The organism is Streptomyces sp. NPDC088350, from assembly GCF_044753545.1.
Taxonomy (GTDB): Bacteria; Actinomycetota; Actinomycetes; order Streptomycetales; family Streptomycetaceae; genus Streptomyces.
Map to the genome: position 1 here is coordinate 133637 of NZ_JBIVNL010000006.1, position 24459 is coordinate 158095.

At 70.0% G+C, this 24459-nt stretch carries 21 protein-coding genes and 1 pseudogene; 15 read left to right on the plus strand and 7 right to left on the minus strand.

The genetic code is table 11. The features are described 5' to 3' along the window. Positions 1-2: 2 nt before the first annotated feature. Positions 3-848: a helix-turn-helix domain-containing protein gene (locus ACIQBL_RS22020; RefSeq protein ID WP_401944257.1), complete on the minus strand. Its 846-nt coding sequence runs from the start codon at positions 846-848 to the stop codon at positions 3-5. A gap of 188 nt (positions 849-1036) precedes the next feature. Between ACIQBL_RS22020 and ACIQBL_RS22025 the strand changes: the two genes are divergently transcribed. The 6 genes and pseudogenes from ACIQBL_RS22025 to ACIQBL_RS22050 all read left to right on the plus strand — a co-directional run. Then, positions 1037-1495, plus strand: a complete 459-nt coding sequence (locus ACIQBL_RS22025) for an ATP-binding protein (RefSeq protein WP_401944259.1) — start codon at positions 1037-1039, stop codon at positions 1493-1495. Further along, entirely contained in the window at positions 1492-1746 is a 255-nt protein-coding gene (locus tag ACIQBL_RS22030) for a hypothetical protein (protein ID WP_401944261.1), read from the plus strand. Before ACIQBL_RS22025 ends, ACIQBL_RS22030 begins: the two co-directional genes overlap by 4 nt. 10 nt (positions 1747-1756) lie before the next feature. Then, positions 1757-2926 carry a DUF262 domain-containing protein gene (locus ACIQBL_RS22035; RefSeq protein ID WP_401944263.1) on the plus strand — a complete coding sequence of 390 codons (1170 nt, stop codon included), beginning with the start codon at positions 1757-1759 and terminating at the stop codon, positions 2924-2926. Continuing rightward, the gene (locus ACIQBL_RS22040; protein WP_401944265.1) at positions 2923-4056 is read left to right on the plus strand and encodes a DUF3696 domain-containing protein; all 1134 of its coding nucleotides are present in this window, start codon (positions 2923-2925) and stop codon (positions 4054-4056) included. Before ACIQBL_RS22035 ends, ACIQBL_RS22040 begins: the two co-directional genes overlap by 4 nt. Further along, positions 4037-5032: a hypothetical protein gene (locus tag ACIQBL_RS22045; protein WP_401944267.1), complete on the plus strand. Its 996-nt coding sequence runs from the start codon at positions 4037-4039 to the stop codon at positions 5030-5032. The genes ACIQBL_RS22040 and ACIQBL_RS22045 overlap by 20 nt, the downstream gene beginning before the upstream one ends. A 46-nt stretch (positions 5033-5078) precedes the next feature. Continuing rightward, a pseudogene (locus ACIQBL_RS22050) lies at positions 5079-5410 on the plus strand (alkyl hydroperoxide reductase); the annotation flags it as partial. A 164-nt stretch (positions 5411-5574) separates the two neighbouring features. On the opposite strand, the gene ACIQBL_RS22055 reads toward ACIQBL_RS22050, so the two are convergent. The 4 genes from ACIQBL_RS22055 to ACIQBL_RS22070 all read right to left on the minus strand — a co-directional run bounded on the left by ACIQBL_RS22055 (position 5575) and on the right by ACIQBL_RS22070 (position 10358). Continuing rightward, the gene (locus ACIQBL_RS22055; protein WP_019055237.1) at positions 5575-5739 is read right to left on the minus strand and encodes a hypothetical protein; all 165 of its coding nucleotides are present in this window, start codon (positions 5737-5739) and stop codon (positions 5575-5577) included. Between the two features lie 66 nt (positions 5740-5805). Next, positions 5806-6864 (minus strand): glycosyltransferase family 2 protein, encoded by a 1059-nt coding sequence (locus tag ACIQBL_RS22060; RefSeq protein WP_401944269.1) that lies wholly within the window; start codon positions 6862-6864, stop codon positions 5806-5808. Positions 6865-7115: 251 nt separating this feature from the next. Continuing rightward, entirely contained in the window at positions 7116-8411 is a 1296-nt protein-coding gene (locus ACIQBL_RS22065) for a M18 family aminopeptidase (protein WP_401944271.1), read from the minus strand. A gap of 120 nt (positions 8412-8531) precedes the next feature. Next, a complete protein-coding gene (locus ACIQBL_RS22070) occupies positions 8532-10358 on the minus strand; it encodes an acyl-CoA dehydrogenase (RefSeq protein ID WP_401944273.1) in 1827 nt (608 codons plus the stop codon). A 136-nt stretch (positions 10359-10494) separates the two neighbouring features. Here ACIQBL_RS22070 and ACIQBL_RS22075 point away from each other — a divergent pair, with 136 nt between their 5' ends. From ACIQBL_RS22075 to ACIQBL_RS22105, 7 genes are all read left to right on the plus strand, one after another. Continuing rightward, positions 10495-10968, plus strand: coding sequence for an SseB family protein (locus tag ACIQBL_RS22075; RefSeq protein WP_019073480.1), 474 nt, complete (start codon positions 10495-10497; stop codon positions 10966-10968). 143 nt (positions 10969-11111) lie between these two features. Next, complete coding sequence (locus ACIQBL_RS22080) at positions 11112-11942, plus strand: SDR family NAD(P)-dependent oxidoreductase (protein ID WP_401944275.1); 831 nt, start codon at positions 11112-11114, stop codon at positions 11940-11942. A 67-nt stretch (positions 11943-12009) separates the two neighbouring features. Beyond that, entirely contained in the window at positions 12010-13311 is a 1302-nt protein-coding gene (locus ACIQBL_RS22085) for an aminotransferase class I/II-fold pyridoxal phosphate-dependent enzyme (protein ID WP_401944277.1), read from the plus strand. After that, positions 13265-14221, plus strand: a complete 957-nt coding sequence (locus ACIQBL_RS22090) for a diiron oxygenase (protein ID WP_401944279.1) — start codon at positions 13265-13267, stop codon at positions 14219-14221. Before ACIQBL_RS22085 ends, ACIQBL_RS22090 begins: the two co-directional genes overlap by 47 nt. Next, complete coding sequence (locus ACIQBL_RS22095; protein ID WP_401944280.1) at positions 14218-14949, plus strand: tryptophan 2,3-dioxygenase family protein; 732 nt, start codon at positions 14218-14220, stop codon at positions 14947-14949. The genes ACIQBL_RS22090 and ACIQBL_RS22095 overlap by 4 nt, the downstream gene beginning before the upstream one ends. Positions 14950-15079: 130 nt before the next feature. Next, the gene (locus ACIQBL_RS22100; RefSeq protein ID WP_401944282.1) at positions 15080-16051 is read left to right on the plus strand and encodes a pirin family protein; all 972 of its coding nucleotides are present in this window, start codon (positions 15080-15082) and stop codon (positions 16049-16051) included. Between the two features lie 439 nt (positions 16052-16490). Beyond that, on the plus strand, positions 16491-17573 hold the full coding sequence (locus ACIQBL_RS22105) for an AI-2E family transporter (protein ID WP_401944284.1): 1083 nt from the start codon (positions 16491-16493) through the stop codon (positions 17571-17573). On the opposite strand, the gene ACIQBL_RS22110 is transcribed toward ACIQBL_RS22105, so the two are convergent. Continuing rightward, positions 17507-19687, minus strand: coding sequence for a SpoIIE family protein phosphatase (locus tag ACIQBL_RS22110; RefSeq protein ID WP_401944286.1), 2181 nt, complete (start codon positions 19685-19687; stop codon positions 17507-17509). The two genes, ACIQBL_RS22105 and ACIQBL_RS22110, sit on opposite strands and share 67 nt — an antisense overlap. A 165-nt stretch (positions 19688-19852) precedes the next feature. On the opposite strand from ACIQBL_RS22110, the gene aspS reads away from it, so the two are divergent. Together aspS and ACIQBL_RS22120 are read left to right on the plus strand one after the other, a co-directional pair. After that, positions 19853-21616 (plus strand): aspartate--tRNA ligase, encoded by a 1764-nt coding sequence (gene aspS / locus ACIQBL_RS22115; protein WP_401944288.1) that lies wholly within the window; start codon positions 19853-19855, stop codon positions 21614-21616. A 155-nt stretch (positions 21617-21771) separates the two neighbouring features. Then, on the plus strand, positions 21772-22740 hold the full coding sequence (locus ACIQBL_RS22120; protein WP_401944290.1) for an intradiol ring-cleavage dioxygenase: 969 nt from the start codon (positions 21772-21774) through the stop codon (positions 22738-22740). Between the two features lie 80 nt (positions 22741-22820). Here ACIQBL_RS22120 and ACIQBL_RS22125 read toward each other — a convergent pair whose 3' ends face one another. Next, entirely contained in the window at positions 22821-24275 is a 1455-nt protein-coding gene (locus ACIQBL_RS22125) for an ATP-binding protein (protein WP_401944292.1), read from the minus strand. Between the last annotated feature and the right edge of the window lie 184 nt (positions 24276-24459).

Below are 24459 nucleotides of genomic sequence, written 5' to 3' on the forward strand. Positions count from 1 at the left end.
CTTCAGAGTTCCTGGGCGATGCGCTGGACGAGGTCAAGAGAAGCATCGTGCGGTAGTGCTGCGCTGTCGATGCTCTCGAAGCGGGTTCGGCAGCGATTCAGCCGAGCCGTTGCGTCGATGAACTCGGCGCCATGCGACGTGTCGATCTGCACGGTGTCGAGTTGGGGGACGACCCCGCCAAAGTACTGCATGGGAAGACCCGCCCCGGCGAAGCCTTCGGGGCTGAACGGGATGACGCGAAGGATGACTGTCTCTCTGTCGGCTGCGTGGAGGAGGTGTCCGAGCTGGGTGCGGGCAACCTTGGATCCCCCGACACACATCCGCAGTGCTGCTTCGTGGACGACGATGTCGTAGGGCGTGCCCGACTCCAGCACCTGCTGTCGGCGCATGCGGAAAGAGACGCGGGTCTCCAGCTCCTCCTTGGGAAGACCCGGGTCCACGAACAGTGAGGCAGCGCGTACGTGGTCCTCGGTCTGGAGGACTCCGGGGATGTGGACCATTTCGAACGCGTGGACGTACGTGGCATCGTGTTCCAGCTCGGCCAGATCAAGAGCCTGGCGGGGCATCACACCTCGGTACTCGTCCCACCAGTTGCCGGTTCGGTACTCCGCCATCTTGACAAGGGCGTCCACGAGTGCGGGATCGTCACAGTCGTAGAACTCGGCCATTCTGCGCAGTCGTTCCTCGCTGAGACCGAACCGACCGGACTCGATGTGGCTGATCTGGGTTGGGCTGGTGTCGAGTTGCGCGGCAGCCTGCCGGTTCGGGACGCCCGCCGCCTCGCGCAGCTTGCGCAGTTCTGCCCCCAGCCGGGCCTGGCGGGCAGTTGGGACGGGCCGTGCGGACATCTGTCCTCCTAGTGAGTCGACGCCGAGTTTGCCTGAAACGTTGAGACGACTCAACGTTTCAGGCTACTGTCGTCACTGTACTCACGGAGGGTGCCCAAACGGTCACCCATCCGCAACTCCCGCACGCCCACCGCCCGAACGAGCCGGGCTCGCTCAAACCACCCTCGCCCCACCGGAGTTGATACCCCATGCCCTCGTACACCCTCATCTGTCCACCCCTCGAAACCTCCCCCCACATCGCCCGCGACTTCGTCGCCACCGTCCTGCGCACGCTGGAGCTGGACCGCACCCTGGTCGACGACGCGATCCTCTGCACCTCGGAACTCGTCACCAACGCCTGCGTCCACGCGAAGGGCGGTGACGGCACGGTGCTGTGGCTGGCCGTGGAAGAGGGGCGGCTGCGGGTCGTGGTGTACGACGGGGACGAGAACCCACCGGTGATAAGGGAGTTGACGACGCCTGAACCGGATGAGCGAGGCGGCGGCCGGGGTCTTTACCTGGTGGACGCCCTCACCGCAGGCCGCTGGGGGCACGGCCCGGACATCCCGTACGGCGGGCAACCGCACCCGGAGGGCAAGGCGGTGTGGTTCGACCTGCCCGCAGAGCCGGTCGCAGACCTGCCCGTACGACGCCCGGCATCACCATGACCGACCAGCCGCAGCCTTCCGACCAGCGACGCCGGCAACTCGAAACAGCAGCCGTCATCCTGGGCCTCGCCCGGCCGATGGTGGACGACGACGCACCTCTGACGGCCGACGAACTTCGCTGGATCGCCCGCCGCCTGGTCGAGTCCCTGACGGAGGTCCTCGGCATCGCCGCCGGCCGGCGCCACGTACCGCCGAAGCACGGCGGGGGAGATCGGGGTAACGCTCCCACCCCCTCGATCGGCCGCCCCTAGGATGAACCGCATGGCAATCGATGGCGCGCAGACGACTCCGGACGTGGTGGAGGACGTGTTCGACGGACATGCCACGGGCATCGAGGTCGAGGACCCGGGTGAGGACAGCGAGCAGATCCAACGGCCGTGGAACCCCGATCAGATCCGGGTGAACACCAGCCAGTTCTCGCTGCGCAACATCCTCGACCAGATCGACGAGGGCTCCATCGAACTCGCTCCGGACTTCCAACGGCTACAGGTCTGGCGCGCCGACCAGAAGTCCCTGCTCGTCGAGTCGCTGCTGCTTCAGATCCCGCTGCCGGCCTTCTACTTCGCGGAGGACGCGGACGGGTCGTTCCGGGTCGTCGACGGCCTGCAACGGCTCTCCACGCTGCACGCGTTCGTCCGGGGCGGTGAGAACGGCTTCGCGCTCGGGAAGCTGGAGCATCTGAACGACCTGAAGGACCTGCGTTTCACCGATCTCCCCGTGCCCTTCCAGAGGCGGATCAACAACACCCAGCTGATCGTCAACGTGATCGACCCGACGACCCCGCGCGGAGTGACGTACGAGATCTTCAAACGGATCAACACCGGCGGGACCCCGTTGAACGCGCAGGAGATCCGGCACTGCATGAGCAGCCCGCGCAGCAGGGACGTCCTGCACCGGATGACCCACACGGACGCCTTCGCCAAGGCCACCGGGGGCCGCCTGACCAACCACATCCGGATGAACGACCGGGAGATGGCGCTGCGCTTCGCCGCGTTCTGGCTGAAGGGCATCGAGGCCTATCTGGAGCGGCCCATGATGGAACTGTTCCTCATGGACGCCACCGAACTGCTCGACGACCCGAAGCAGGTCGGGAACGAGCGGATGGCGGCGCTGGAGGCCGCCTTCGACCGTGCGATGACCCATGCCTACCTCGTGTTCGGAGAACACGCCTTCCGCAAGTGGCCACAGGGCGAGGACTACCGCCGTCCGATCAACCGTGCCATGTTCGAGAGCTGGTCGCTGGCCCTGGCCGATCCCGCCCTCACCACCGACGATCTGCGTGCGCGCCGCAAGGCGATCGTGCAGGCCGCGCGCGAGCGGATGACCGTCGATGTCACCTACCTCAACGCCATCACCTCCTCCACCGCCGACCGGTACCGCGTCGACTACCGCTTCAAGGCCGCCGTCGCGGACGCGGGAGTCGGCCGGTGATCACCTCCCTGGACATCCGGGGTTTCAAACGCTTCGAGTCGGAGTCGTTCGAACTGCGCCCGCTGACCGTCCTCACCGGAGTGAACGGCGGCGGCAAGAGCACCGTGATCCAGTCCCTGCTGCTGGCACGGCTGGCGGCCATGTCGGGCGGCGGTACGGCGGGTGGCACGGTCCGCCTGAACGGGCCGCTCGGTCTGGCCCTCGGAGAGGCTCGCGACGTACTCAACTGGACGTCCGGCGCGACTGAGATCACGGTACGGCTCGGCGGACCGGGCGGTGAGTCCTGGGTGTTCGGCTTCGGCCTGCCCGATGCCGACCAAGCCCTGCACCTGGACGTACGGCGACTCCCGGTGGCGGTCGTACCCGGTATCGGACCGGGCGTCGCCGACCCCGCCTTCACCTATCTGTGCGCGGAACGCCTCGGCCCGCGCGACACCCTGGCCCTGTCCGCCGACGAACCCGACCGGATCGGTGTCGGCGTGCGCGGTGAGTTCACGGCACAGGTGCTTGCGCTGCGCGAGACCCGTGCGATCAGCCCCCGCAGCCCTCGCGGGGAGGTGCGGGGCTCGCTGCATCACCCGGAGGGCGCCGGTCCGCAGCTGAGGTCCCAGGCCGAGGCATGGGCATCGGAGATCATCCGGCCGCTGCGCATCACCGCCCGCTTGGCCGCGGGCATCATGGCCGGGACGATCCGCTTCGGCGAGACGGGCCTCATCGGGGAGGAGATCCGTCCCGCCAACACCGGCTTCGGCGTCTCTTACGCGCTTCCTGTCATCGTCGGCGGTCTGCTTACCGAGCCGGGCGACCTGCTGATCGTGGAGAATCCCGAGGCCCATCTGCACCCGGCGGGACAGTCCCGGCTGGGCCGCTTCCTCGCGCGCGTGGCGGGCAGCGGGGTACAGGTGCTCGTGGAGACGCACAGCGACCACGTCCTCAATGGCGCTCGCCTCGCAGTCGCGCAGGACGGCTCGATCCCCGCGAAGGACATGGTCACGCACTACTTCGACCACGACCGCACTCTGCCCATCGCCATCAACGACAAGGGCGAGCTCAGCCACTGGCCGAGTGGTTTCTTCGACCAGATCGAGACCGACCTGGGGAGGCTCGCTCGTGCTCGGCGTGACAGGTGATGCCACGGCCGACGATGACTACCGCGTCGTCGTCGGTGAGGAATGCTTCGACTGGCGGGAGTTGACGGACTCGGATCTTGCGGACGCCCTCGACCTGCTCGCGGAGTTATTGGAGCCGTTGGCGGATGGCCGCACGGCAGCTCTCATGGAACCCGCGTACGAAACCGAATGCCGCCCGTCCGTCGCACTGTTCGACGTCCTGTACTCACCGGACGGCGGACTGCCCCGCGACAAGCGGGTCCGTCTGCAGAAGCTGCTGGGCAAGTGCAGGCGAGTGGAACCCGGCGAGGCGGATCTGCCCCAGCCGGTCCGCGTGGCCGACGGCCCCTGGCGCGAGCCGTCCTGGGGCACGGCACACGCTCTGGCCAGGGCGGCGGGCGGCCGGGCCATGTCCTGTCTCCTCGCGCCGTACGCCAATGAACCGGACTGGCCGTCCGGATGGCTCACCGTCACACGGACGACGGAGGCGGGCCACGACGAGGTGAGGACGCACGTCCTGCGGAAACCGCAGGACGCCCCGGGCTTCTGGCGAGGCGTACTCACCCACGAACCCGTCCCGGCCGACCACTTCCTCGACTTCACCGAGGGCGCCTTCCCTCGGCTGCTCTTCGCCGACTCCCTGAACCTGCACCACTTCAAGGGCTCGTACGCGGAGGTCCTGCCCTGGCTGGTCAAGCTCCTCGGTGCACTCAACGATCACTTCACCCGGACACTGACCGACTGCGGCGGCGATCTGAGCCAGGTCATGCGCAGGTTTGACGCGCTGGGTCTGGACATCTCTCCCGAGAGCGCCAACACGAAGAAGAACGCCAAGGCATGGGAGCAACGGAACGTCGACCACGGCGGCGGCACCTACCGCTGCGACTGGCACGGCAAACGCCTCTGGGACCGCGACCGAGTGCACTTCTCCCTGCCGATCCCCGAGCAGGACGACCGGATCCTCGTCGGGATCTTCGTGGGGCATCTCGCGACGTGAAGGTCCCCTGGGGTGACTGTCAGTCGCGGGTGGCACTCTCTGATCCATGACCGACGCATTCCCGTCCCCGACTCTCCGACGCGCCCGCGTCCACGCCCCCCCAGCTCACCGGCAAGAGCGGCTGGCTGAACACGGGCGGCGAAAATCTCTCCTTTGCGGACCTACGAGGGTAAGTGCGTCGTCGTAGACTTCTGGACTTTCTGCTGCATCAACTGCCTGCATGTTCTGGACGAGCCGCGGGAGTTGGAGGAGAAGCACCGGGACACGGTGGTGATCATCGGGGTGCACTCCCCGAAGTTCGTGCACGAGGCGGAGCATCAGGCGGTCGTCGACGCGGTCGAGCGGTACGGCGTGGAGCACCCGGTCCTCGACGACCCGGCCAACGCATACCCCGCCTGCCATGTCCACCAGCAGGACTGGGGTGTCCCGGTCCGCCTCACCGAGGGCGCGGCGGACCGTCTCCCCCTCGTGCTGGCCGGCATGGACGACCTGAACGAACAGCACAGCCAGAACGCCTGAAACGGGGGACCACCGGCAACGCCCTATCGGCGACGCGCCCGCGGCGCCAGCTTGTACAGCGCCATCCCCGCCGCCACCAGCGTCGTCGCCGCCACCATCATCGCCATGCTGTTCAGCCACAGCCCCGTCGCGGCCAGCGTGGCGCCCCCGGCGCCGGTCGTTCCGGCGCCGACAACTCTTCCGTACATAAACGTTTCTCCTTGCGGACGTGAAGTGATGTGAGAGGTGATGTGAGAGGTGATGTGAGGGGTGGGCTAGGTGGCCACCCACTTCTCCTCGCTGCGGCGGGCCAGCCCCCACAGCGAGGTGAAGTAGACGGCGTGCTGGAAGAGGTCGTAGAGCATCTCGGGGATCATCAGCGCGGCGACCAGGACCGCGAGGGGGCCCGCGCGGCGGACGGAGACGGTCTTCTCGACCACGAAGATCAGGCCGATGGCGGTCCAGAACGGGGAGAGGCCGGGGAAGCCGTAGACCGTCGTGTACGTGGCCATGAAGGTCAGGTAGACGAGGAAGGACAGGGCGCCGAAGCCCATCAGGAACTGCTGGAGGAAGTAGCGGGCGGTGACCCTGGTCCAGCCGTAGTCGCGGAGGTTCTCCAGGGCGCCGCGCTGCCAGCGGAGGCGTTGGTGCCAGAGTTTGGGGAGGCTGGTCATGACCTCGGTGGTGACCGCGCAGCCCGCCGGGGACATGGCGCGGTAGCCGAGGGTCTTGACCGCCTTGGTCATCTCGTCGTCCTCGGTGAGGGAGGCGAGGCTGTAGTAGCCGGTGCCGCCGCCGATCAGTCCCGAGTGCCGGGCGTCACGGACCTCGCGCAGGACGCGGGCGCGGAACATGGTGCCGGTGCCGGTGAGGACCTGGGCCTTGCCGCCGGTGCGGTTCAGCTCCCAGGCGTAGCGCTGGAACTCCATGCGCTGGAGCAGGCCGAGGAGTCCGCCGCCCGGTTCGCCGTAGAAGACTCCTCCTACGGCGCCGACCTTGCGGTTGAAGGTGGCCACGGCGGTCTCGCTGAACCAGGGGTTGAGGACGGTGTCCGCGTCCTGGACGAGGAGGAGGTCGCGTTCGTCGAGGTGGGGCAGGACCCAGTCGATGGCCTGGTTGAGGGCGCCGGCCTTCTTGTGGGTGTTGCCGCGGGTGGCGAAGACCTCGGCGCCGTGCGAGGCGGCTACGGCGGCGGTGTCGTCGGTGCAGTTGTCGGTGACGACGACGATCAGGTCGGGCTTGCGGGTCTGCCGCCACAGGCCCTCGATGGCGGCACCGATGCGGTCCGCTTCGTTGTGGGCCGGGATCAGTACCACCAGCCGTGGTTCGAGCACGGCAGCGGCCCCCCTGTGAAGATCGTGAGACGGGCCCGGGGCTGCCTCTCCCCGGACCCTCAACAGCACAGAGTCTTCACGAGGTTCACACAACCGCACAATGCGACTGGCGTCACGGATTGCTCACGGTTGTCTGTGGATGTCCTGTGCGGGTGATTCGGTACGTGTGCGTTTTACGCCCCCCAATCCACCGCCGAAGGGGGTGATCGGGTGCCGTGTCCCGACAACTCCCGTGCGTCACAAGGGAGTTGTCAGCCCTCCAGAAACGCCACCAGCGCGTTGGCCAGCAGGAACGGGTCGCGGTCGCCGCAGAGTTCGCGGGCGCTGTGCATGGAGAGGATCGCCACACCGATGTCGACGGTCTTGATGCCGTGCCGGGCCGCGGTGATCGGGCCGATCGTCGTGCCGCACGGCATGGCGTTGTTGGACACGAAGGACTGGAAGGGCACGCCGGCCTTCTCGCAGGCCGCGGCGAACACCGAGCGGCCCGAACCGTCCGTGGCGTAGCGGTTGTTGACGTTGACCTTGAGGATCGGCCCGCCGTTGACCCGCGGGTGGTGCGTCGGATCGTGCCGCTCCGCGTAGTTGGGGTGCACCGCGTGACCTGTGTCGGAGGACAGACAGACGGTCCCGGCGAAGGCCCGCGCCCGGTCCTCGTACGACCCGCCGCGCGCGAACACCGACCGCTCCAGGATCCCGCCGAGCAGCGGCCCGTCCGCGCCGGTGTCGGACTGCGAGCCGTTCTCCTCGTGGTCGAAGCCGGCCAGTACGGGGATGTACGGCACGTTCTCGCGGGCGGCGACGGCGGCGAGCGCGGCGACGCCGGCGTGCAGGGACAGCAGGTTGTCCATGCGCGGACCGGCGGCCAGCTCCTGGTCGCGGCCCAGGTAGGCGGGCGCCTCCACGGAGTGCGTCATCAGGTCCCAGCCGGTGACCTCGCCCGGCGCGAGCCCCGACTCCTCCTCCAGGAAGGCGATCAGGTCGCCGTCGCGGACGTCGTCGCCCAGGCCCCAGATCGGCTGGAGATGGCGCTGCTTGTCCAGCTTGAGCCCCTCCGTCGACACGGAACGGTCCAGGTGGATGGCGAGTTGGGGCACTCTGAGCAGCGGCCGGTCCACGTTCACCAGGCGGGTCGAGCCGTCCCGCAGGGTCAGCCGGCCGGCGAGGCCGAGGTCCCGGTCGAGCCAGGAGTTGAGCAGCGGCCCGCCGTAGATCTCGACGGCGACCTGGCGCCAGCCGTGCGCGCCGGTGTCGGGGCGCGGCTTGACCCGCAGGTTCGGGGAGTCGGTGTGCGCGCCGACGATACGGAAGGGGGTGTGGGGGGCCGCACCTTCGGGGACGAACCAGGCCACGATCGCGCCACCGCGCAGCACGTACTTGCCGCCGGTCGTCCCCTCCCAGGCGTCCGTCTCGGCGACCTGCCTGAATCCGGCCTTCTCCAGCCGCTCGGCGCTGTTCGCCACGGCGTGGTACGGCGTGGGACTCGCTGCCAGGAAGGACATCAGATCGTCGGTGTGGCCGCGGTCGAAGCGGGAGGGTGCGCTCATGGGGTTCACCTTAACGACGTACGAGGGCCCGCTCCCGGGGGTGGGAGCGGGCCCTCACAAGGGCGATGTGGGGATTCGCGAAGCTGTACCTGTGTTGTCCTGGAACGTGTTCGCGGTCGCCTAGAAGGCTGCCTCGTCCAGCTCCATCAGGTCCAGTTCTACGCCCTCGGCCACCTTGCGGGCCAGGGTCACGCCCGGCAGAACGTTGGCCGCGAAGAACTTCGCAGCCGCGATCTTGCCGGTGTAGAACGCGCGGTCCTTGGCGGAGGCGGTCTCCAGTTTCTCGGTGGCGATCGCGGCGCCCTTGAGGAGCAGGTAGCCGACGACGACGTCACCGGAGGCGAGCAGCAGCCGGGTGGTGTTGAGGCCCACCTTGTAGATGTTCTTGACGTCCTCTTCGGTCGCCGCGAGGTCGGTCAGCATCAGGCCGACGATCGCCTCCAGCTCCACGGCCGCCTTGGCGAGGTGCTCACGGGCGCCCCCGAGGTCCTCGCCGCCGGTGCCCAGCGCCAGGAACTTCTTGATGTCCTCGGCGAGGGAGTTGAGGGCGGCGCCCTGGTTGCGGACGATCTTCCGGAAGAAGAAGTCCTGGCCCTGGATCGCGGTGGTGCCCTCGTACAGGGTGTCGATCTTGGCGTCGCGGATGTACTGCTCGATCGGGTACTCCTGGAGGAACCCGGAGCCGCCGAAGGTCTGCAGCGACTGGGCGAGCTGCTCGTAGCCCTTCTCGGAGCCGTAGCCCTTCACGATCGGCAGGAGCAGGTCGTTGAGCGCGTGCTCGGTGGACGCGTCCTCGCCCTCGGCCTCCTTGACGGCGATCGCGTCCTGGACCGACGCGGTGTACAGCACGAGGGCGCGCATGCCCTCGGCGTACGCCTTCTGCGTGATCAGCGAGCGGCGCACGTCCGGGTGGTGCGTGATGGTGACCTTCGGCGCGCTCTTGTCCATGAACTGCGCGAGGTCGGGACCCTGGACGCGCTCCTTGGCGTACTCGAGGGCGTTGAGGTAGCCGGTCGACAGCGTCGAGATGGCCTTCGTGCCGACCATCATGCGGGCGAACTCGATGATCCGGAACATCTGGCGGATGCCGTCGTGCTTGTCGCCGATCAGCCAGCCCTTGGCGGGGTGGCGGTCGCCGAAGGTCATCTCGCAGGTGTTGGAGGCCTTGAGGCCCATCTTGTGCTCGACGTTCGTGGCGTAGACGCCGTTGCGCTCGCCCAGCTCGCCGGTCTCGACGTCGAAGAGGAACTTCGGCACGAGGAAGAGGGACAGCCCCTTGGTGCCCGGCCCGTGGCCCTCCGGCCGCGCGAGCACGTAGTGGAGGATGTTCTCCTCCATGTCGTGCTCACCGGACGTGATGAAGCGCTTGACGCCCTCGATGTGCCAGGAGCCGTCCTCCTGCTGGACCGCCTTCGTCCGGCCCGCGCCGACATCGGAACCCGCGTCGGGCTCGGTCAGCACCATGGTCGAACCCCAGGTCCGCTCCACCGCGAGCCGCGCGATCTTCTTCTGTACGTCGTTGCCCTCGTCGTAGAGGATCCCGGCGAAGGCCGGCCCGGAGGAGTACATCCACACGGCCGGGTTGGCGCCGAGGATCAGCTCCGCGTACGACCAGATGAGGGAGGGCGGAGCCGTCGTACCGCCGATGGCCTCGGGGAGCCCCAGCCGCCAGTACTCCGACTCCATGAAGGCCTTGTAGCTCTTCTTGAAGGAGGCGGGTACCGGCGCGGTGTTCGTCTCCGGGTCGAAGACCGGCGGGTTGCGGTCGGCGTCGGCGAAGGACTCCGCCAGCTCGTTCTCCGCGAGCCGGGTCAGCTCCTCCAGGACGCTCTTCGCGGTGTCCGTGTCCATCTCCGCGAACGGACCGGTCCCGTACAGCTTGTCGCGCCCGAGGACCTCGAAGAGGTTGAACTCGATGTCGCGGAGATTCGACTTGTAGTGCCCCATGGCGACGACTCCGTAGAAAGATATGGAGAACGAGACTCGTACTCACTCGTACTAAGCAGTAGCTACGATGATGCTACCCGTCGGTAATAAGAAGCAACCCCAAGCCCTCCATCTGTGACTCAGTACTCTTGCTCGCATGTACGGCTACGACCAGAACGTGGGCGCTCAGCAGGGGTACGTCCCGCCCCAGCAGCAGATGGCCGGTGGCGTGGGCGGCTACGGCCAGCAGCCACCGCTCTACCCCGAGCCGTCCCCGCCCTCGCTCGCGGACGCGGTGCGCGCCTTCACCACCGGGCAGATGGCCGCGGAGGACTTCCAGCAGGTCTTCGCGACGTCCAAGGTGTACTGCCCGCGCGGCGACAACCCCGGCTTCCTCGCCCTCCACAACACCCAGCAGCCGGTGATCCCCATGTTCACCTCGCTGAAGGAACTGCGCCGCTACGCCGGCAAGGAGTCCAAGTACTTCGTCATCACCGGCGCCGAGGTCATCGACCTGCTGCCGACGGGCTACGGCTTCGTCGTCGACATGGAGGGCGAGCACCGGATGGTGTTCGACGCGAAGGCGGTCGAGCAGATGGTGGAGTTCGCGATGCGCAGGATGTACGGCTGAGCGGCCGGCCTAGTTGCTGAAGTCCGGGGCCCGATCCGACGAGAAGTCGGCGGAGTTCCCGGTGTTGCGCGGGGCGTGCCCCGGATGGCTGGAAGTGTGCGGGTCCGGACGACAGCGGACGCGGCACACCGACGGGGGCCCGCATGGCGGCGACACGGAACGCACAGAACATACGGAACGTACTGATCACGGGTGGTTCGGCGGGGATCGGGCGGGCCTGCGTGCGGCGGTTCGCGCGCGGTGGCGACCACGTCTGGTTCACGTATCACTCGGGGCGGGAGCGCGCGGCCCGGCTGGTCGCCGAGCTGGCCGACAGCTGCCGGCACCCGGCGCGGGCCTTCGAGTTCCGCCAGGGCGAGTGGGCCGACCACGAGCGGCTGGTCGCGGAACTGCCCGGACCGGTCGACGTACTCGTCAACAACGCGGCGGTCGGCTCGAAGACCGTCGAGCGCTACGTCCCCGGGCCCGGCCACGCGCAGGACGCGGCGTTCCTGCAGATCAACGCCGTAGGACCGCTCTGGCTCAGTGAACAGCTGCTGCCGGGCATGCGGGCGCGCGGGCGCGGCACGATCGTCAACATCGCCAGTGTCGGCGGGGGCGTCGCCCAGTTCCCCGGCTTCCGGATCGCGGACGGCATGAGCAAGGCCGCGCTCGCCTATCTCACCCGGCACCTGGCCGCCGAGCTGGTCCACGACCCCGTCGACGTCGTCGCCGTCTGCCCCGGCGCGGTGGAGACCCCCATGTTCGAGGCCAGCACCCTGGCCGGCCTCACCCCACCGGAACGCGCGGCCCTGCGAGCCACGCTCCCCCGGGGCCGCCTGATCCACCCCGACGAGATCGCCGACCTGGTCTGGCGCCTGACCGGCCCCGACGCCGGCCTCCTGCACGGCGCGGTGATCGACGCGTCGATGGGGCTGGGGGTACGGCCGGGGTTGCTGGGGGGAGTGCCGGAGGGTGCCGGGGCGGAGCGATGACCCGGTCCTCGGGGAGTGATGACCCGGTCCTCTCCCGCGCCGCCCGCCCCAGCACCGGAGTCGGCCCATGACCCCGGTCTCCCGGCAGGCCGCCCGGCTGGTCGACGGTTCGCCCGCCATCGCGGAGGCGCATTTCCGGGCGGAGGCGTCGCCGTACCACCCCCGGCTGCGGCCCGACGGCTGGCTCAATCTCGGTACCGCGGAGAACCGGCTGGTGCAGGACCTGCACACCGGGCCGCCGCCCCGTCCGCTGACGGCGCGGGACACCCGATACGCGCCCCTGTACGGCACCCCCGACCTGCGTGCGCACATCGCGCGGCACCTCACGGATCTCGGTGACCGGCCGGTCGACCCCGAGGACCTGGTCGTCGTGGCCGGGGCGACCGCCGCCCTCGACGTCGTCGCCACCGCGCTGTGCGACCCGGGCGAGGCGATCGTCGTGCCCACGCCCTGCTACGGAGCCTTCGCCACGGACCTCGGGGGCCGCTCGGGCGCCCGGCTGCTGCCCGCCCCGCCGGACGCGGAGGACGGCCACGGGCTCTCCGTACGCGCCGTGGACCGGACGCTGGCCGAGGCCCGCCGTGACGGCGTGGACGTACGGGCCGTGGCGCTGGCGTCCCCGGCCAACCCGACCGGAGAGGTCCATCCGCCCGCGCGGCTGCGGGAGTTGGCGGAGGTCGCGGCCCACCACGGCGTGGACGTCGTGGCGGACGAGATCTACGCGGGCTCGGTGTTCGGGCCGCGCCCCTTCACGAGCATGCGGGCACTTGCCGGGCACGCGCGCGTGCACACCGTGTGGGGGTTCGCGAAGGACTTCGGGCTGCCCGGTTTCAAGGCGGGCGTCCTGCACACCACGGACCCGGAGATCCGTGCCGCCGCCCGCGCCCTCGCCTACTTCGCACCCGTCTCCACCCACACCCAGGCCCATCTCACCGACCTCCTCGCCGACCCCGCCCGCGTGCACGCGTTCCTCGCCGAGAACCGCCGCCGCCTCGGCGCCTCGTACGCCCGCGCCGCCGCCCTGCTCGACGCCTTCGGCATCCCGTACGCCCCCGCGCAGGCGGGCTGCTCGGTCTGGGCCGACCTCGGCGGCTGGCTGCCCCGCCCCGGCTTCGCCGGCGAACGCGCGCTGTGGCGGGAGATCCTCGACCGCACCCGCGTCAGCATCCTGCCCGGCGAGGCCTTCCACGCCCCCCGCCCCGGCTGGTTCCGCGTCTGCCACTCGCTGGACGCGGCCCTCGTGGAGGAGGCCCTGACCAGGCTCGGCCGCCTGCTCACCGAGAAGGCCGAGAAGGCCCAGAAGGCCGAGAAGGGAGCACCCCATGACGACCCACGACACACCACCGGGCCCGCTCGACCGCTGGTATGAGCAGGCGGGCGTCCGCACCGGCGTGCGCCGCATGTTCCACGAGGAGACCGAGCGCGGCCGGGTCTTCTTCCCGGCCGCCCTGGTCCCGTACGCCGCCCACGAGGCCCTACGGGAACTGCCGCCCGAGCGGGTGCGCGAGCTGACCGTGCGGCACCTCTACCAGTTCCTGCTGTCGACCACCCACCTCGAAACCCGGGTCGTCAACACCGCCGCCGAGGCCGTGGCCAACGGCCGCACCGGGCTCGACCTGCCCGCCGCGCTGCGCCCGGACGCCTTCAAGGTCTACTGCGACGAGGGCTACCACGCCCTCTACAGCCTCGACCTGGCCGACCAGATCGCCGCCGTGACCGGCATCGCGATACCGGACGAGGACTACGGCGGCTTCGTCGCGCGGTTACGGGCGTCCGCGCACCGCGCACTGCCCGGCGCGCCCGCCCTCGCCGGACTCCTCCAGGCGGTGGTGTTCGAGACGCTGATCACCGCCGTACTGAACGAGGTGCCCGGCGACCCGACCGTGGTCCGCGTCGTCCGCGACCTGCTGCGCGACCACGCCCGCGACGAGGGCCGCCACCACCGTTTCTTCTCCGCCCTCTTCAAGGAGGTGTGGACCCACCTGTCCACCGCCGACCGCATCGCGTCCGCCCACGCCCTGCCCGCACTGATCCGGGCCGCCCTGACCTGGGACCTCGCCCCCGTCCGCGCCTCCCTGCGGCTGGCCGGCCTCGACCCGGCCACCGCCCGCCGGGTCGCCGACGACTGCTGCGCGGCGGGCCCGGACACCCGCCGCCTGAACGACACCGCCCGCTCCACGCTCCGGCTCTGCGCGGCCGTGGGCGTCTTCGAACTCCCGGGCGCACGCGAGCACTTCACCGCGCACGGGCTGGGCGACGGCCGCGAGGAGACACCGTGAACCCGACCACCACGACCCCCCTCACCTACGGCGCTTACCTGCGGCTGCCGCAGCTGCTCGGCCAGCAGCTGCCGCGGGCCGAGGCGGCGCACGACGAGCATCTGTTCATCACCGTGCACCAGGTGCACGAGCTGTGGTTCAAGCAACTGCTGGTCGAACTCACGGACGCCCGCGACCGGATGCTGGCCGGCGACAGCGCGGTGGCGGTGCGCCGGCTGCGCCGCTGCCGCGAGATCGAGCGGGCGCTGCTCGACGCGCTGGAGCTGCTGGACACCATGGCGCCGCACGACTTCGAGGCGTTCCGGGGCGCGCTCGGCACGGCCAGCGGCGGGCAGTCCGCGCAGTTCCACGAGATAGAGGCGCTCTCGGCCCGCCGGGACCGCGCCCGCTCGATGCGCTGGCTGACGGACGCGGAGCGGGCCCGGCTGGACCGGCGGCTGCTGGAGCCGACGCTGTGGGACGGGTTCCTCGCGGTGCTGGCGGGCCTCCCGCGCGCGGGCCGGGCCGGGGCCCTGCGCGGGGAGGGACCGCTCGGCGCGCTGGTGGACGGGCTGCTCGGCCACGACGAGGGGTGGGCGCTGTGGCGGACCCGGCACGTCCGCGTCGTGGAGCGGCAGATCGGCGCGGGTCGGGGTACGGCGGGCAGTTCGGGGGCCGCGTATCTGCGGGCGCGTACCGGCGAACGGTTCTTCCCGGAGCTGTGGGAGGCTCGGGGCGCCGCACTGTGAGCCCCTGATGTGTCCGCTGTGCGGGCGGGTCAGGCGGAAGTCCGGAGGGAATGCCCTCCGGGCTTCTTCTGTTGTGGGGTAGCAGAAAGTTCAATGCTCAACTAAACTCGACGCACAAGGAGGTCCCGACATGCCTGCAGTGACCGTAGAGAACCCGCTGACCCTGCCCCGCGTGGCCGCGCCGGCCGACGCCGTGGCACGTCCCGTGCTCGCCGTCACGACCGCGCCGAGCGGTTTCGAGGGTGAGGGCTTCCCGGTGCGCCGCGCGTTCGCCGGGATCAACTACCGCCACCTCGACCCGTTCATCATGATGGACCAGATGGGCGAGGTGGAGTACGCGCCGGGCGAGCCCAAGGGCACCCCCTGGCACCCGCACCGCGGCTTCGAGACCGTCACGTACATCATCGACGGGATCTTCGACCACCAGGACTCCAACGGCGGTGGCGGCACCATCACCAACGGCGACACCCAGTGGATGACGGCGGGCGCGGGCCTGCTGCACATCGAGGCGCCGCCGGAGCAGCTCGTCATGTCCGGCGGTCTCTTCCACGGCCTCCAGCTGTGGGTGAACCTCCCGGCCAAGGACAAGATGATGCCCCCGCGCTACCAGGACATCCGCGGTGGTCAGGTGCAGTTGCTGACGACTCCGGACGGCGGCGCGCTGCTGCGCGTGATCGCGGGTGAGCTGGACGGCCACCAGGGCCCCGGCGTCACGCACACGCCGATCACGATGGTGCACGCGACGGTGGCACCGGGTGCGGAACTGAACCTGCCGTGGCGCGAGGACTTCAACGGCCTTGTCTACGTCATGGCGGGCAAGGGCTCCGTCGGCGCCGACCGCCGCCCGATCCACCTGGGGCAGACGGCCGTCTTCGGCGCCGGCTCCTCGCTGAGTGTCCGCGCGGACGAGCAGCAGGACGGGAACACTCCGGACCTGGAGGTCGTCATCCTCGGCGGCCGGCCGATCCGCGAGCCGATGGCGCACTACGGCCCGTTCGTCATGAACACCCGCGAGGAACTCCAGCAGGCCTTCGAGGACTTCCAGAAGGGCCGCCTTGGGACCATCCCGGCCGTGCACGGGATGTCCGAGGGCGGGCTGTAAGGCTCGGAAGAGCGGATATTCGGAAGAGCGGACATACAGAAGGCCCCGTCCTCGCCTGGACGCTGTCGCCGCGAATGTGACACTTCCCACCGGGAGTGTCACATTCACGGAACGGGGACCCGGCCGTCCGAAAATGCGCTGAGTCAATATGCGGTTGATCCATCGACGATCGACACAGCTACGATCTCAAGCATGTGAACGGCATCGTGGAAAACGGACGATCCCAGGCGGACGCCGAATCACCCAAGCCCGCCAGGACGTCGTTCCATCCGAAGATCGCGGGAGCCCGCCTCTACGCCGACGTGCGCGGCAGTATCTGCCGTAGGGATGTGAGGAAGTCCGGGGGAGGGGCCGCCTGCCAGCCGCAGGCCTGACCCGCCGTCACCCGGGTGGGTCGTCCCGGCGGGACGGCCCACCCGATGCGTGTTCGGCTGGGACCGTGCAGCTCCTCCCCGATCCCGTACGACGGCTCGCCGCCTGGTGCGCCGTCCTTCTGCTCGTCTCAGGGGTCGGCTACGTCGGTATCCGGCTCTGCGCCGAGCTGCGGACCGCCGTGACGCCCGTGCTGCTGGCGCTGCTCGGCACCGCGCTGCTCGGGCCGCTGTACCGGCGGCTGGTGAAGGCCAAGGTCAACCGGTCCATGGCCGCCGGGATCACCTGTGTCGCGGTCGTCGCCGTGGTCGGCGGGGCCGTGTACATCGTCGTGGCCGCGCTGATCGACACCGGGGACCAGATCGTGGCCTCCCTCAAGGACGCGGCGAACTCCGTCTCCGGGCATTTCGGAGCCGCCGGGACCTCGCTGGACGACCTCGCCTCCAACGCCAGGGAACTGCTCTCCAAGTTCGGCGGGACGGCCGCCTCGAACGTCATCAGCGGGGTCAGCGTCGTCGGCGAGACCATCGCCATGGCCGTCCTGGCCCTGCTGCTCGTCTTCTTCTTCCTGCGCGACTCCCACCTGGCCACGGGACTGCTGCGCTCGCTCGCCCCGCACGGCACCGCCGACCTCGTCGAGGCCATGGCCCGCCGTGCCTTCGAGGGCGTCGAGGGCTTCATGCGCGGGACGACCGTCATCGCCCTCATCGACGCCCTCTGCATCGGTGTCGGCCTGCTCGTGCTGGACGTACCGGGGGCGTTCGGCCTGGCCGCGCTCGTGTTCGTCGGGGCCTACATCCCCTACCTCGGCGCCTTCCTCTCCGGCGCCGTCGCGGTGCTGGTCGCGCTCGCCGACCGGGGTGTCGTCGTCGCCCTGTGGGCTCTTGGGGTCGTACTCGCCGTGCAGGTGCTGGAAGGCCACGTCCTCCAGCCGATGATCCAGAGCCGGACCGTGCAGATGCACCCGGCGGTCGTGATGATCGCGATCACCGCGGGAGCCTCGGTGGCCGGAATCCTCGGCATGCTCCTCGCGGTGCCGCTGACCGCCGCCGTCTTCGGTGTCGTGCACGAACTGCGGGAGCGTTACGCGTCCCAGGAGCCGAACTCCGGGGCATCACCCACACCGTCCCCGGCGCCGTCGGACTCGTAGAGCTCGAACCAGATGCTCTTGCCCTCGCCCCTCGGGTCCACGCCCCAGGTCTCCGCGAGCAGTTCGATCAGGAGCAACCCCCGCCCGGAGGACGCCAGTTCGCCGGGGTGCCGCTTGTGCGGGAGGTCGTCGCCGGCGTCCGTGACCTCGACCCGCATCCGCCGCTTGCCGGGTTCGCCGGACACCTCGGCGGTCAGCAGGGCGTCGGCGTCGGTGTGCACGAGGACGTTGGTGAGCATCTCGGAGACGAGCAGGACCGCGGAGTCGACCTGGTCGGCGCCGGTCCAGTCGTGGAGGAGTTCGCGCAGCTGCTGCCGGGCCACCGCGATCCGCTCGGGCTCGGCCTGCGCGACGGTGAGCACCGTACGGCGGATCCTCGGTGCCATGGTCGTCGTATCGCCGCAGCCGCAGCTCTCGCCCTCCCGGGACAGCAGGAGTACGGCGATGTCGTCCTCGCGGCGGTCCGCGAGTGGGCCGGTGGTGTGGTGCGAGGAGGGCCCGTGGACGGCCTGGACGAGCGCGTCGGCCAGTTCCTCCAGGTCGCCCTTGTGCTCCTCCAGGATGGTCCGGATGCGCAGCCAGCCCGTCTCCAGGTCGTGGCCGCCGGTCTCGATCAGCCCGTCGGTGCAGATCAGCATGGTCTCGCCGGGCTCCAGGGCGAGCGTGGTCGTCGGATAGTCGGCGTCCGGGTCGATGCCGAGCGGCAGTCCGCCCGCCGTGGGCCGCGTCAGCACCGTCCCGTCCGCCATGCGTATCGCGGGATCGGGGTGGCCGGCGCGGGCGATCTCCAGGACACCGGTCGCCGGGTCGGCCTCGACGTACAGGCAGGTCGCGAAGCGCGGGTCGGTCATCTCCGCGCCGCCGTTGGTGATGCCGTGCAGGAAACGGGAGGCCCGCGAGAGCACCGCGTCGGGGCGATGACCTTCGGAGGCGTAGGCGCGCAGGGCGATCCGGAGCTGGCCCATCAGTCCGGCGGCGCGCACGTCGTGGCCCTGCACGTCACCGATGACGAGCGCGATGCGGCCTCCCCCAGAGGGGGTGCCCCCAGGCAGCGGGATCATGTCGTACCAGTCGCCGCCGACCTGGAGCCCGCCGCCGGTCGGTATGTAGCGGGCGGCGACGCTCATGCCCGGGATCTCCGGGCCCAGCGTGGGCAGCATCGAGCGCTGGAGTCCGTCGGTCAGTTCCCGCTCGGACTCGGCGACACCGGCCCGGGACAGGGCCTGCGCGAGCATCCGGGCGACCGTGGTGAGGACGGACCGCTCGTCCGGTGTGAAGGCGACCGGGTAGGTGAAGCCGGCCATCCAGGCGCCCATGGTGCGTCCGGCGACGGTCAGCGGCAGGAACGCCCAGGACTGCCGGTGGAAGCGCTGGGCGAGCGGCCAGGTGACCGGGTAGCGGGCCTTGTACTGCTCCGGGGTGGACAGATAGACGGCACGGCCCGTTCGTACGACCTCGGCGGCCGGGTAGTCCGTCACCAGCGACATGTGCGAGAACGGGTCCTCGTCGCCCGGCTGGTGGCCGTGATGGCCGATGATCGTGAGCCGGTCGCCCGATACGCCGAACACGGCGAGGCCGTCCGGTGAGAAGCCCGGCATCGACAGGCCCGCCGCGACCCGCAGCACCTCCGCCGTGGACCGCGCCTCCGCCAGCGCCCGGCCCGCGTCCAGCAGGAACGCCTCCCGCGAGCGCCGCCAGTCACCGGTGACCGCCGTCCGCCCGGCGGGTGTGCCCGGCGTGGGCTCGGTGACCTCCTGAAGGGTGCCGATCAGCTCGAACGACCGCTTCTGGGCGTCGTACGACGGTTTGGAGCGGCTGCGAACGACACGGATCACCCGGCCCCGCTCGTCCATGATCCGGATCCGTACCTCGGCGAGGGTGCCCTCGGCGACGGCCAGGCCGACGACCCCGGCGATCTCGTTCCAGTCGACGGGGTGGAGTCGGGCCCGGGCCTGGGCCTCCGTGAGGGTGGTCGGCTCGGCGGGCAGCCCGAGCAGCCGTGCGGCCTCGGCGTCCACCGTGACCAGCTCCGTAGCGGTGTCCCAATGCCACAGACCGGTCGCGAGGGCGGCGAGTACCTCCCCCACGGCGGGCAGGGGCTCACCAGTGCGCATTGCCCCACTCTAAGAAGAGGAGATCGATAAGTGCCACCCATGGAGTCCCGGGTTAATGGTGGGGAGGCGATCTATGGGTGGCCGGTACCCTTGGGAGGTCCGGGCTCCGGCCCCGGACGTTTCACGTGAAACACTCCCCGATCCGCGAAGGCTGGATGAACGACGATGCATCGGTACAGGTCCCACACCTGCGGCGAGCTCCGCGCCTCTGACGTCGGCACCGACGTCCGGCTGAGCGGCTGGCTGCACAATCGCCGAGACCTGGGCGGCATCCTGTTCATCGATCTGCGCGACCACTACGGCATCACGCAGCTCGTCGCCCGCCCCGGCACGCCCGCGTACGAGGCCCTCGACAAGGTCACCAAGGAGTCGACGGTCCGCGTCGACGGCAAGGTCGTCTCCCGCGGCACGGACAACGTGAACCCGGATCTGCCGACCGGCGAGGTCGAGGTCGAGGTCGGCGAGGTCGAGCTGCTGGGCGCCGCCGCCCCGCTCCCCTTCACGATCAACACCGAGGACGGGGTCAACGAGGAGCGGCGCCTGGAGTACCGCTTCCTGGACCTGCGCCGCGAGCGCATGCACCGCAACATCATGCTGCGGTCCTCCGTGATCGCCTCGATCCGCTCGAAGATGGTCGCCCTCGGCTTCAACGAGATGGCCACCCCGATCCTGTCCGCGACCTCCCCCGAGGGCGCCCGTGACTTCGTGGTCCCGTCCCGGCTGAACCCGGGCAAGTTCTACGCCCTCCCGCAGGCGCCGCAGCAGTTCAAGCAGCTGCTGATGATCTCCGGCTTCGACCGCTACTTCCAGATCGCGCCCTGCTTCCGTGACGAGGACGCGCGTGCGGACCGCTCGCCGGGCGAGTTCTACCAGCTCGACGTCGAGATGAGCTTCGTGGAGCAGGAAGACGTCTTCCAGCCGATCGAGAAGCTCATGACGGAGCTGTTCGAGGAGTTCGGCGGCGGCCAGCCGGTCACCTCCCCGTTCCCGCGCATCCCGTTCCGCGAGTCGATGGTGAAGTACGGCTCCGACAAGCCGGACCTGCGCGCCAAGCTCGAACTCGTCGACATCACCGACGTGTTCGAGGGCTCGGAGTTCAAGGCCTTCGCCGGCAAGCACGTGCGCGCGCTGGCGGTGCCGGACGTAGCGGCGCAGTCCCGCAAGTTCTTCGACCAGCTCGGCGACTTCGCGGTCACCCTCGGTGCGAAGGGCCTGGCCTGGGTCCGCGTGACCGAGGACGGCTCGCTGACGGGCCCGATCGCGAAGTTCCTCACGGAGGGGAACGTCGCGGAGCTGACCAAGCGCCTGTCGCTGGCGGCCGGCCACGCGGTGTTCTTCGGCGCGGGCGAGTTCGAAGAGGTCTCGAAGATCATGGGCGCGGTCCGAGTCGAGGCCGCCAAGCGAGCCGGTCACTTCGAGGAAGGCGTCTTCCGCTTCTGCTGGATCGTCGACTTCCCGATGTACGAGAAGGACGAGGAGACCGGGAAGATCGACTTCTCGCACAACCCGTTCTCGATGCCCCAGGGCGGCCTGGAGGCCCTGGAGACCCAGGACCCGCTGGACATCCTGGGCTGGCAGTACGACATCGTCTGCAACGGCGTCGAGCTGTCCTCCGGCGCGATCCGGAACCACGAGCCCGACATCATGCTCAAGGCCTTCGAGATCGCGGGCTACGACCGTGAGACCGTCGAGGAGCAGTTCGCCGGCATGCTGCGCGCGTTCCGCTTCGGCGCCCCGCCGCACGGCGGGATCGCCCCCGGCGTCGACCGCATCGTCATGCTGCTCGCGGAGGAGCCGAACATCCGCGAGACGATCTCCTTCCCGCTCAACGGCAACGCCCAGGACCTGATGATGGGCGCGCCGACGGAGCTGGACGAGACGCGACTGCGCGAACTGCACCTGTCGGTGCGGAAACCGCAGCCGAAGTAGTACGCGACTGGCGGGACTTGGAACGTTGGGGCTCGGAACCGGCATCGGTTTCGAGCCCTTTCGCCTGTGCACAGGATTCACAGCGCATTCTCATATTCATGACACGCCGGGCGGACCTAGCGTCCGGGGCCATGACGGATTCCCAAGTACCCCCCATGGATTCTGAAGTCCCCGAGGACAGGGGACAGTTGGCGCGCCGTACGGTCCTGGTGGCCGGGGGCGTGGCGGTGACGGCGGTGGGTGTCGCCGGAGCGCTGTCGGTGGACGCCTCGGCGCAGGAGGGCGGCGGTCCGCATGCGCCGAAGGGGGCGCCGACGGCCTCGGGGGAGGCGTGCTACACGCTCACCTCCGAGCTGACCGAGGGCCCGTACTACATCGACGCCGACAAGATCCGCCGTGATGTGACGGAGGACCAGGAGGGCATCCCGCTCACCCTCGACCTCAAGGTGATCGACGCGGACACGTGCAGACCGCTGCGGAACGCGGCCGTCGACATCTGGCACTGCAACGCGACGGGCATCTATTCGGGCTACGAGGCGAGCAGCGGTGGCGGTGGCGGCCCGGCCCCCACGGGCCCGCCGCCGTCGGGCACCCCGACCGGCACCCCGACCGGCACCCCCACGGGCGGCCCGCCCGGTGGCGGCGGAGGCCACCAGGAACCGACCGACGCCGACCGCTTCCTGCGCGGCACCTGGCACACGGACCGCCACGGCCAGGTCACCTTCAAGACGGTCTTCCCGGGCTGGTACCAGGGCCGCTGCGTCCACATCCACGTCAAGGTCCACGTCGACGGCGAGTGGACCGACGCGGGCTACGAGGGCGGCCACACCTGCCACACGGGCCAGCTGTTCTTCGACGAGAAGTCGGTCCTGGCGACGGCGGTACTGGAGCCGTACGTCTCCAACACGGCGACCCGCACGACGCTCACCGAGGACGGCATCTATCCCCAGAACGGCCACGAGGGCGGCCTGCTCTACCTCAGGTACGACCGGCGGCACATCGGGCGGGGCGTACACGGGCATCTGACGCTGGCGGTGGCGCCGGACGAGACGAACGACGGGGAGGGCGGGGGCGGCGGACCGGCCCCGTCGGCTTCCGCTTCGCCGTCGGCCACGGCGTCGTAGGTCCCGCCATCGCCACAGAGTCGCAGCTCACGCCGTCGCAGCTCACGCCGTCGTAGCTCCAGCCGTACACGCCGTCGTAGCTACGGCCGCCAGGCCGCGACCACGTCCTTCGCCCCCCACACCAGATCGACGGCGTCGTCCGACACCGCGCGGGTGACGCCGGAGAGGGACACGACCGCGAGGCCGGTGCCGCCGGGACCGAACCCGGGAACCTCGGCGGCACCGGTCCGCAGGGCGTTCAGGTCCTGCTGGTCGAAGGGCGAGGCGAGCCACTTCACCGAGCCCGCGAAGTACAGGGACCCGGCCACGGGGGTGCGGTCCGCGCCGATCAGGTCGATCTCCGGCGCGAACCGCCGGTTCCACCAGCCGCCGACGACCTCCGTGTCGGGCCAGGGGAAGTCCTCGGAAGCGGCCGCGGCCAGCTCCAGCGCCTCACGGATCAGGGGCTCGACGGCCCGTCCCCGCCAGGCCGTCCAGCGCCGGAGCACGGTCCGGTAGGCGGTGTCGGGGCGTCCGCGCCGGGACAGCTCCTGCGCGGATCGGGTAGCGGCCAGGTAGAGCCGCAGATTGCTGTCGGCCACGCGATAGAGGGCGGGCTTGCCGGGGCTGGTGGACAACGGCGAGTCCGCGGCGAGCACACGCTTCTCGACAGTGAGCCGTCTGAGCAGCGGGGACAGTATTCCGGAGGGCAGTGCGCCGCTCTGACTGCCCGCGGTCGCGGCGATGTTCGCGTGCGTACGGTCTCCGCTCCCCACGGCCTCCAGGACCCGGCGTGCCTGGTCGGGTGCCGGGAACTCGGCCAGGAGCGCCGCCTCCGGGACTCCGAAGAGGGGGGAGGCGGGGTCGGCACACTCGTCCTTGACGAAGTCGAGCGCCGGTGTGCCGTGCGGCCAGGCGCGCAGGATGCCCGGCAGGCCGCCCGAAACGAGATGGGCGTCGAGGGCGTCTGCGGCGTCCAGCCCCAGCACGTCTCCGGTCTCGGCGGGGTCGAGCGGCCCGAGCACGAGACTGTCGGCGCGTCCGTAGAAGGGACGGTCGTATGCCGTGAACCGCTCCATCATGTGCAGATCACTGCCGAGCAGCAGCAGAAGCACCGGGCGTCCGGCCAGCAAGCGGTCCCACGCGGTCTGCAGCGCTCCGTCGAACACGGGGTCCTGCTCGGCGAGCCAGGGCAGTTCGTCGAGGACCACGATGCTGGGTGAGGCGGGCAGGACGGCGGCGAGCGTCCGGAAGGCGTCCGGCCAGTTCGTGGGGGCGGTGGCCGGTACCAGTTCGGGGGCGGCGGGCAGGGACGACTCCCGCAGTTCCGTGACGAAGCCGGCGATCCCTTCGATGGGGGAGGCGCCCTTGGTGGCGGTGAAGAAGACGTACGGCACCTCGGCGCCGTCGCAGAACTGCTGCACGAGCCGCGACTTCCCCACTTGCCGTCGCCCTCGGATGGCCACGGCGACGCCGGTGGCGTCCGCCGAGACGCGGGCGAGGCGCTTGCGGAGGAGTGCCAGCTCGGTGTGGCGGCCGATGAAAGGGGCGGGCATGGGGCCTCCGGGAACTCCGCGACGAGGTAGCCGAGGGTGTGGCGAGTGTAGGTAGCTGAATTCTACGTAGATTGAGTCTACATAGTTTCCCGGGTGGAGTCCGGACTGATTCCGGATGGATTGCCGGGGCTCATGGAGGGCTCATGGCGAGCACACAGATGGATCGACGGTCTCCCACAGTGGC

Coding starts and splice junctions, on each gene's coding strand:
- ACIQBL_RS22055 (WP_019055237.1), bottom strand. CDS start 5,739: ATGTACGGAAGAGTTGTCGGCGCCGGAACGACCGGCGCCGGGGGCGCC.
- ACIQBL_RS22070 (WP_401944273.1), bottom strand. CDS start 10,358: ATGGGGCACTACAAGTCGAATCTCCGCGACATCGAGTTCAACCTCTTC.
- ACIQBL_RS22090 (WP_401944279.1), top strand. CDS start 13,265: ATGACGACCCACGACACACCACCGGGCCCGCTCGACCGCTGGTATGAG.
- ACIQBL_RS22075 (WP_019073480.1), top strand. CDS start 10,495: ATGTACGGCTACGACCAGAACGTGGGCGCTCAGCAGGGGTACGTCCCG.
- ACIQBL_RS22035 (WP_401944263.1), top strand. CDS start 1,757: ATGGCAATCGATGGCGCGCAGACGACTCCGGACGTGGTGGAGGACGTG.
- ACIQBL_RS22030 (WP_401944261.1), top strand. CDS start 1,492: ATGACCGACCAGCCGCAGCCTTCCGACCAGCGACGCCGGCAACTCGAA.
- ACIQBL_RS22080 (WP_401944275.1), top strand. CDS start 11,112: ATGGCGGCGACACGGAACGCACAGAACATACGGAACGTACTGATCACG.
- aspS (WP_401944288.1), top strand. CDS start 19,853: ATGCATCGGTACAGGTCCCACACCTGCGGCGAGCTCCGCGCCTCTGAC.
- ACIQBL_RS22020 (WP_401944257.1), bottom strand. CDS start 848: ATGTCCGCACGGCCCGTCCCAACTGCCCGCCAGGCCCGGCTGGGGGCA.
- ACIQBL_RS22085 (WP_401944277.1), top strand. CDS start 12,010: ATGACCCCGGTCTCCCGGCAGGCCGCCCGGCTGGTCGACGGTTCGCCC.
- ACIQBL_RS22110 (WP_401944286.1), bottom strand. CDS start 19,687: ATGCGCACTGGTGAGCCCCTGCCCGCCGTGGGGGAGGTACTCGCCGCC.
- ACIQBL_RS22100 (WP_401944282.1), top strand. CDS start 15,080: ATGCCTGCAGTGACCGTAGAGAACCCGCTGACCCTGCCCCGCGTGGCC.
- ACIQBL_RS22125 (WP_401944292.1), bottom strand. CDS start 24,275: ATGCCCGCCCCTTTCATCGGCCGCCACACCGAGCTGGCACTCCTCCGC.
- ACIQBL_RS22120 (WP_401944290.1), top strand. CDS start 21,772: ATGGATTCTGAAGTCCCCGAGGACAGGGGACAGTTGGCGCGCCGTACG.
- ACIQBL_RS22025 (WP_401944259.1), top strand. CDS start 1,037: ATGCCCTCGTACACCCTCATCTGTCCACCCCTCGAAACCTCCCCCCAC.
- ACIQBL_RS22065 (WP_401944271.1), bottom strand. CDS start 8,411: ATGAGCGCACCCTCCCGCTTCGACCGCGGCCACACCGACGATCTGATG.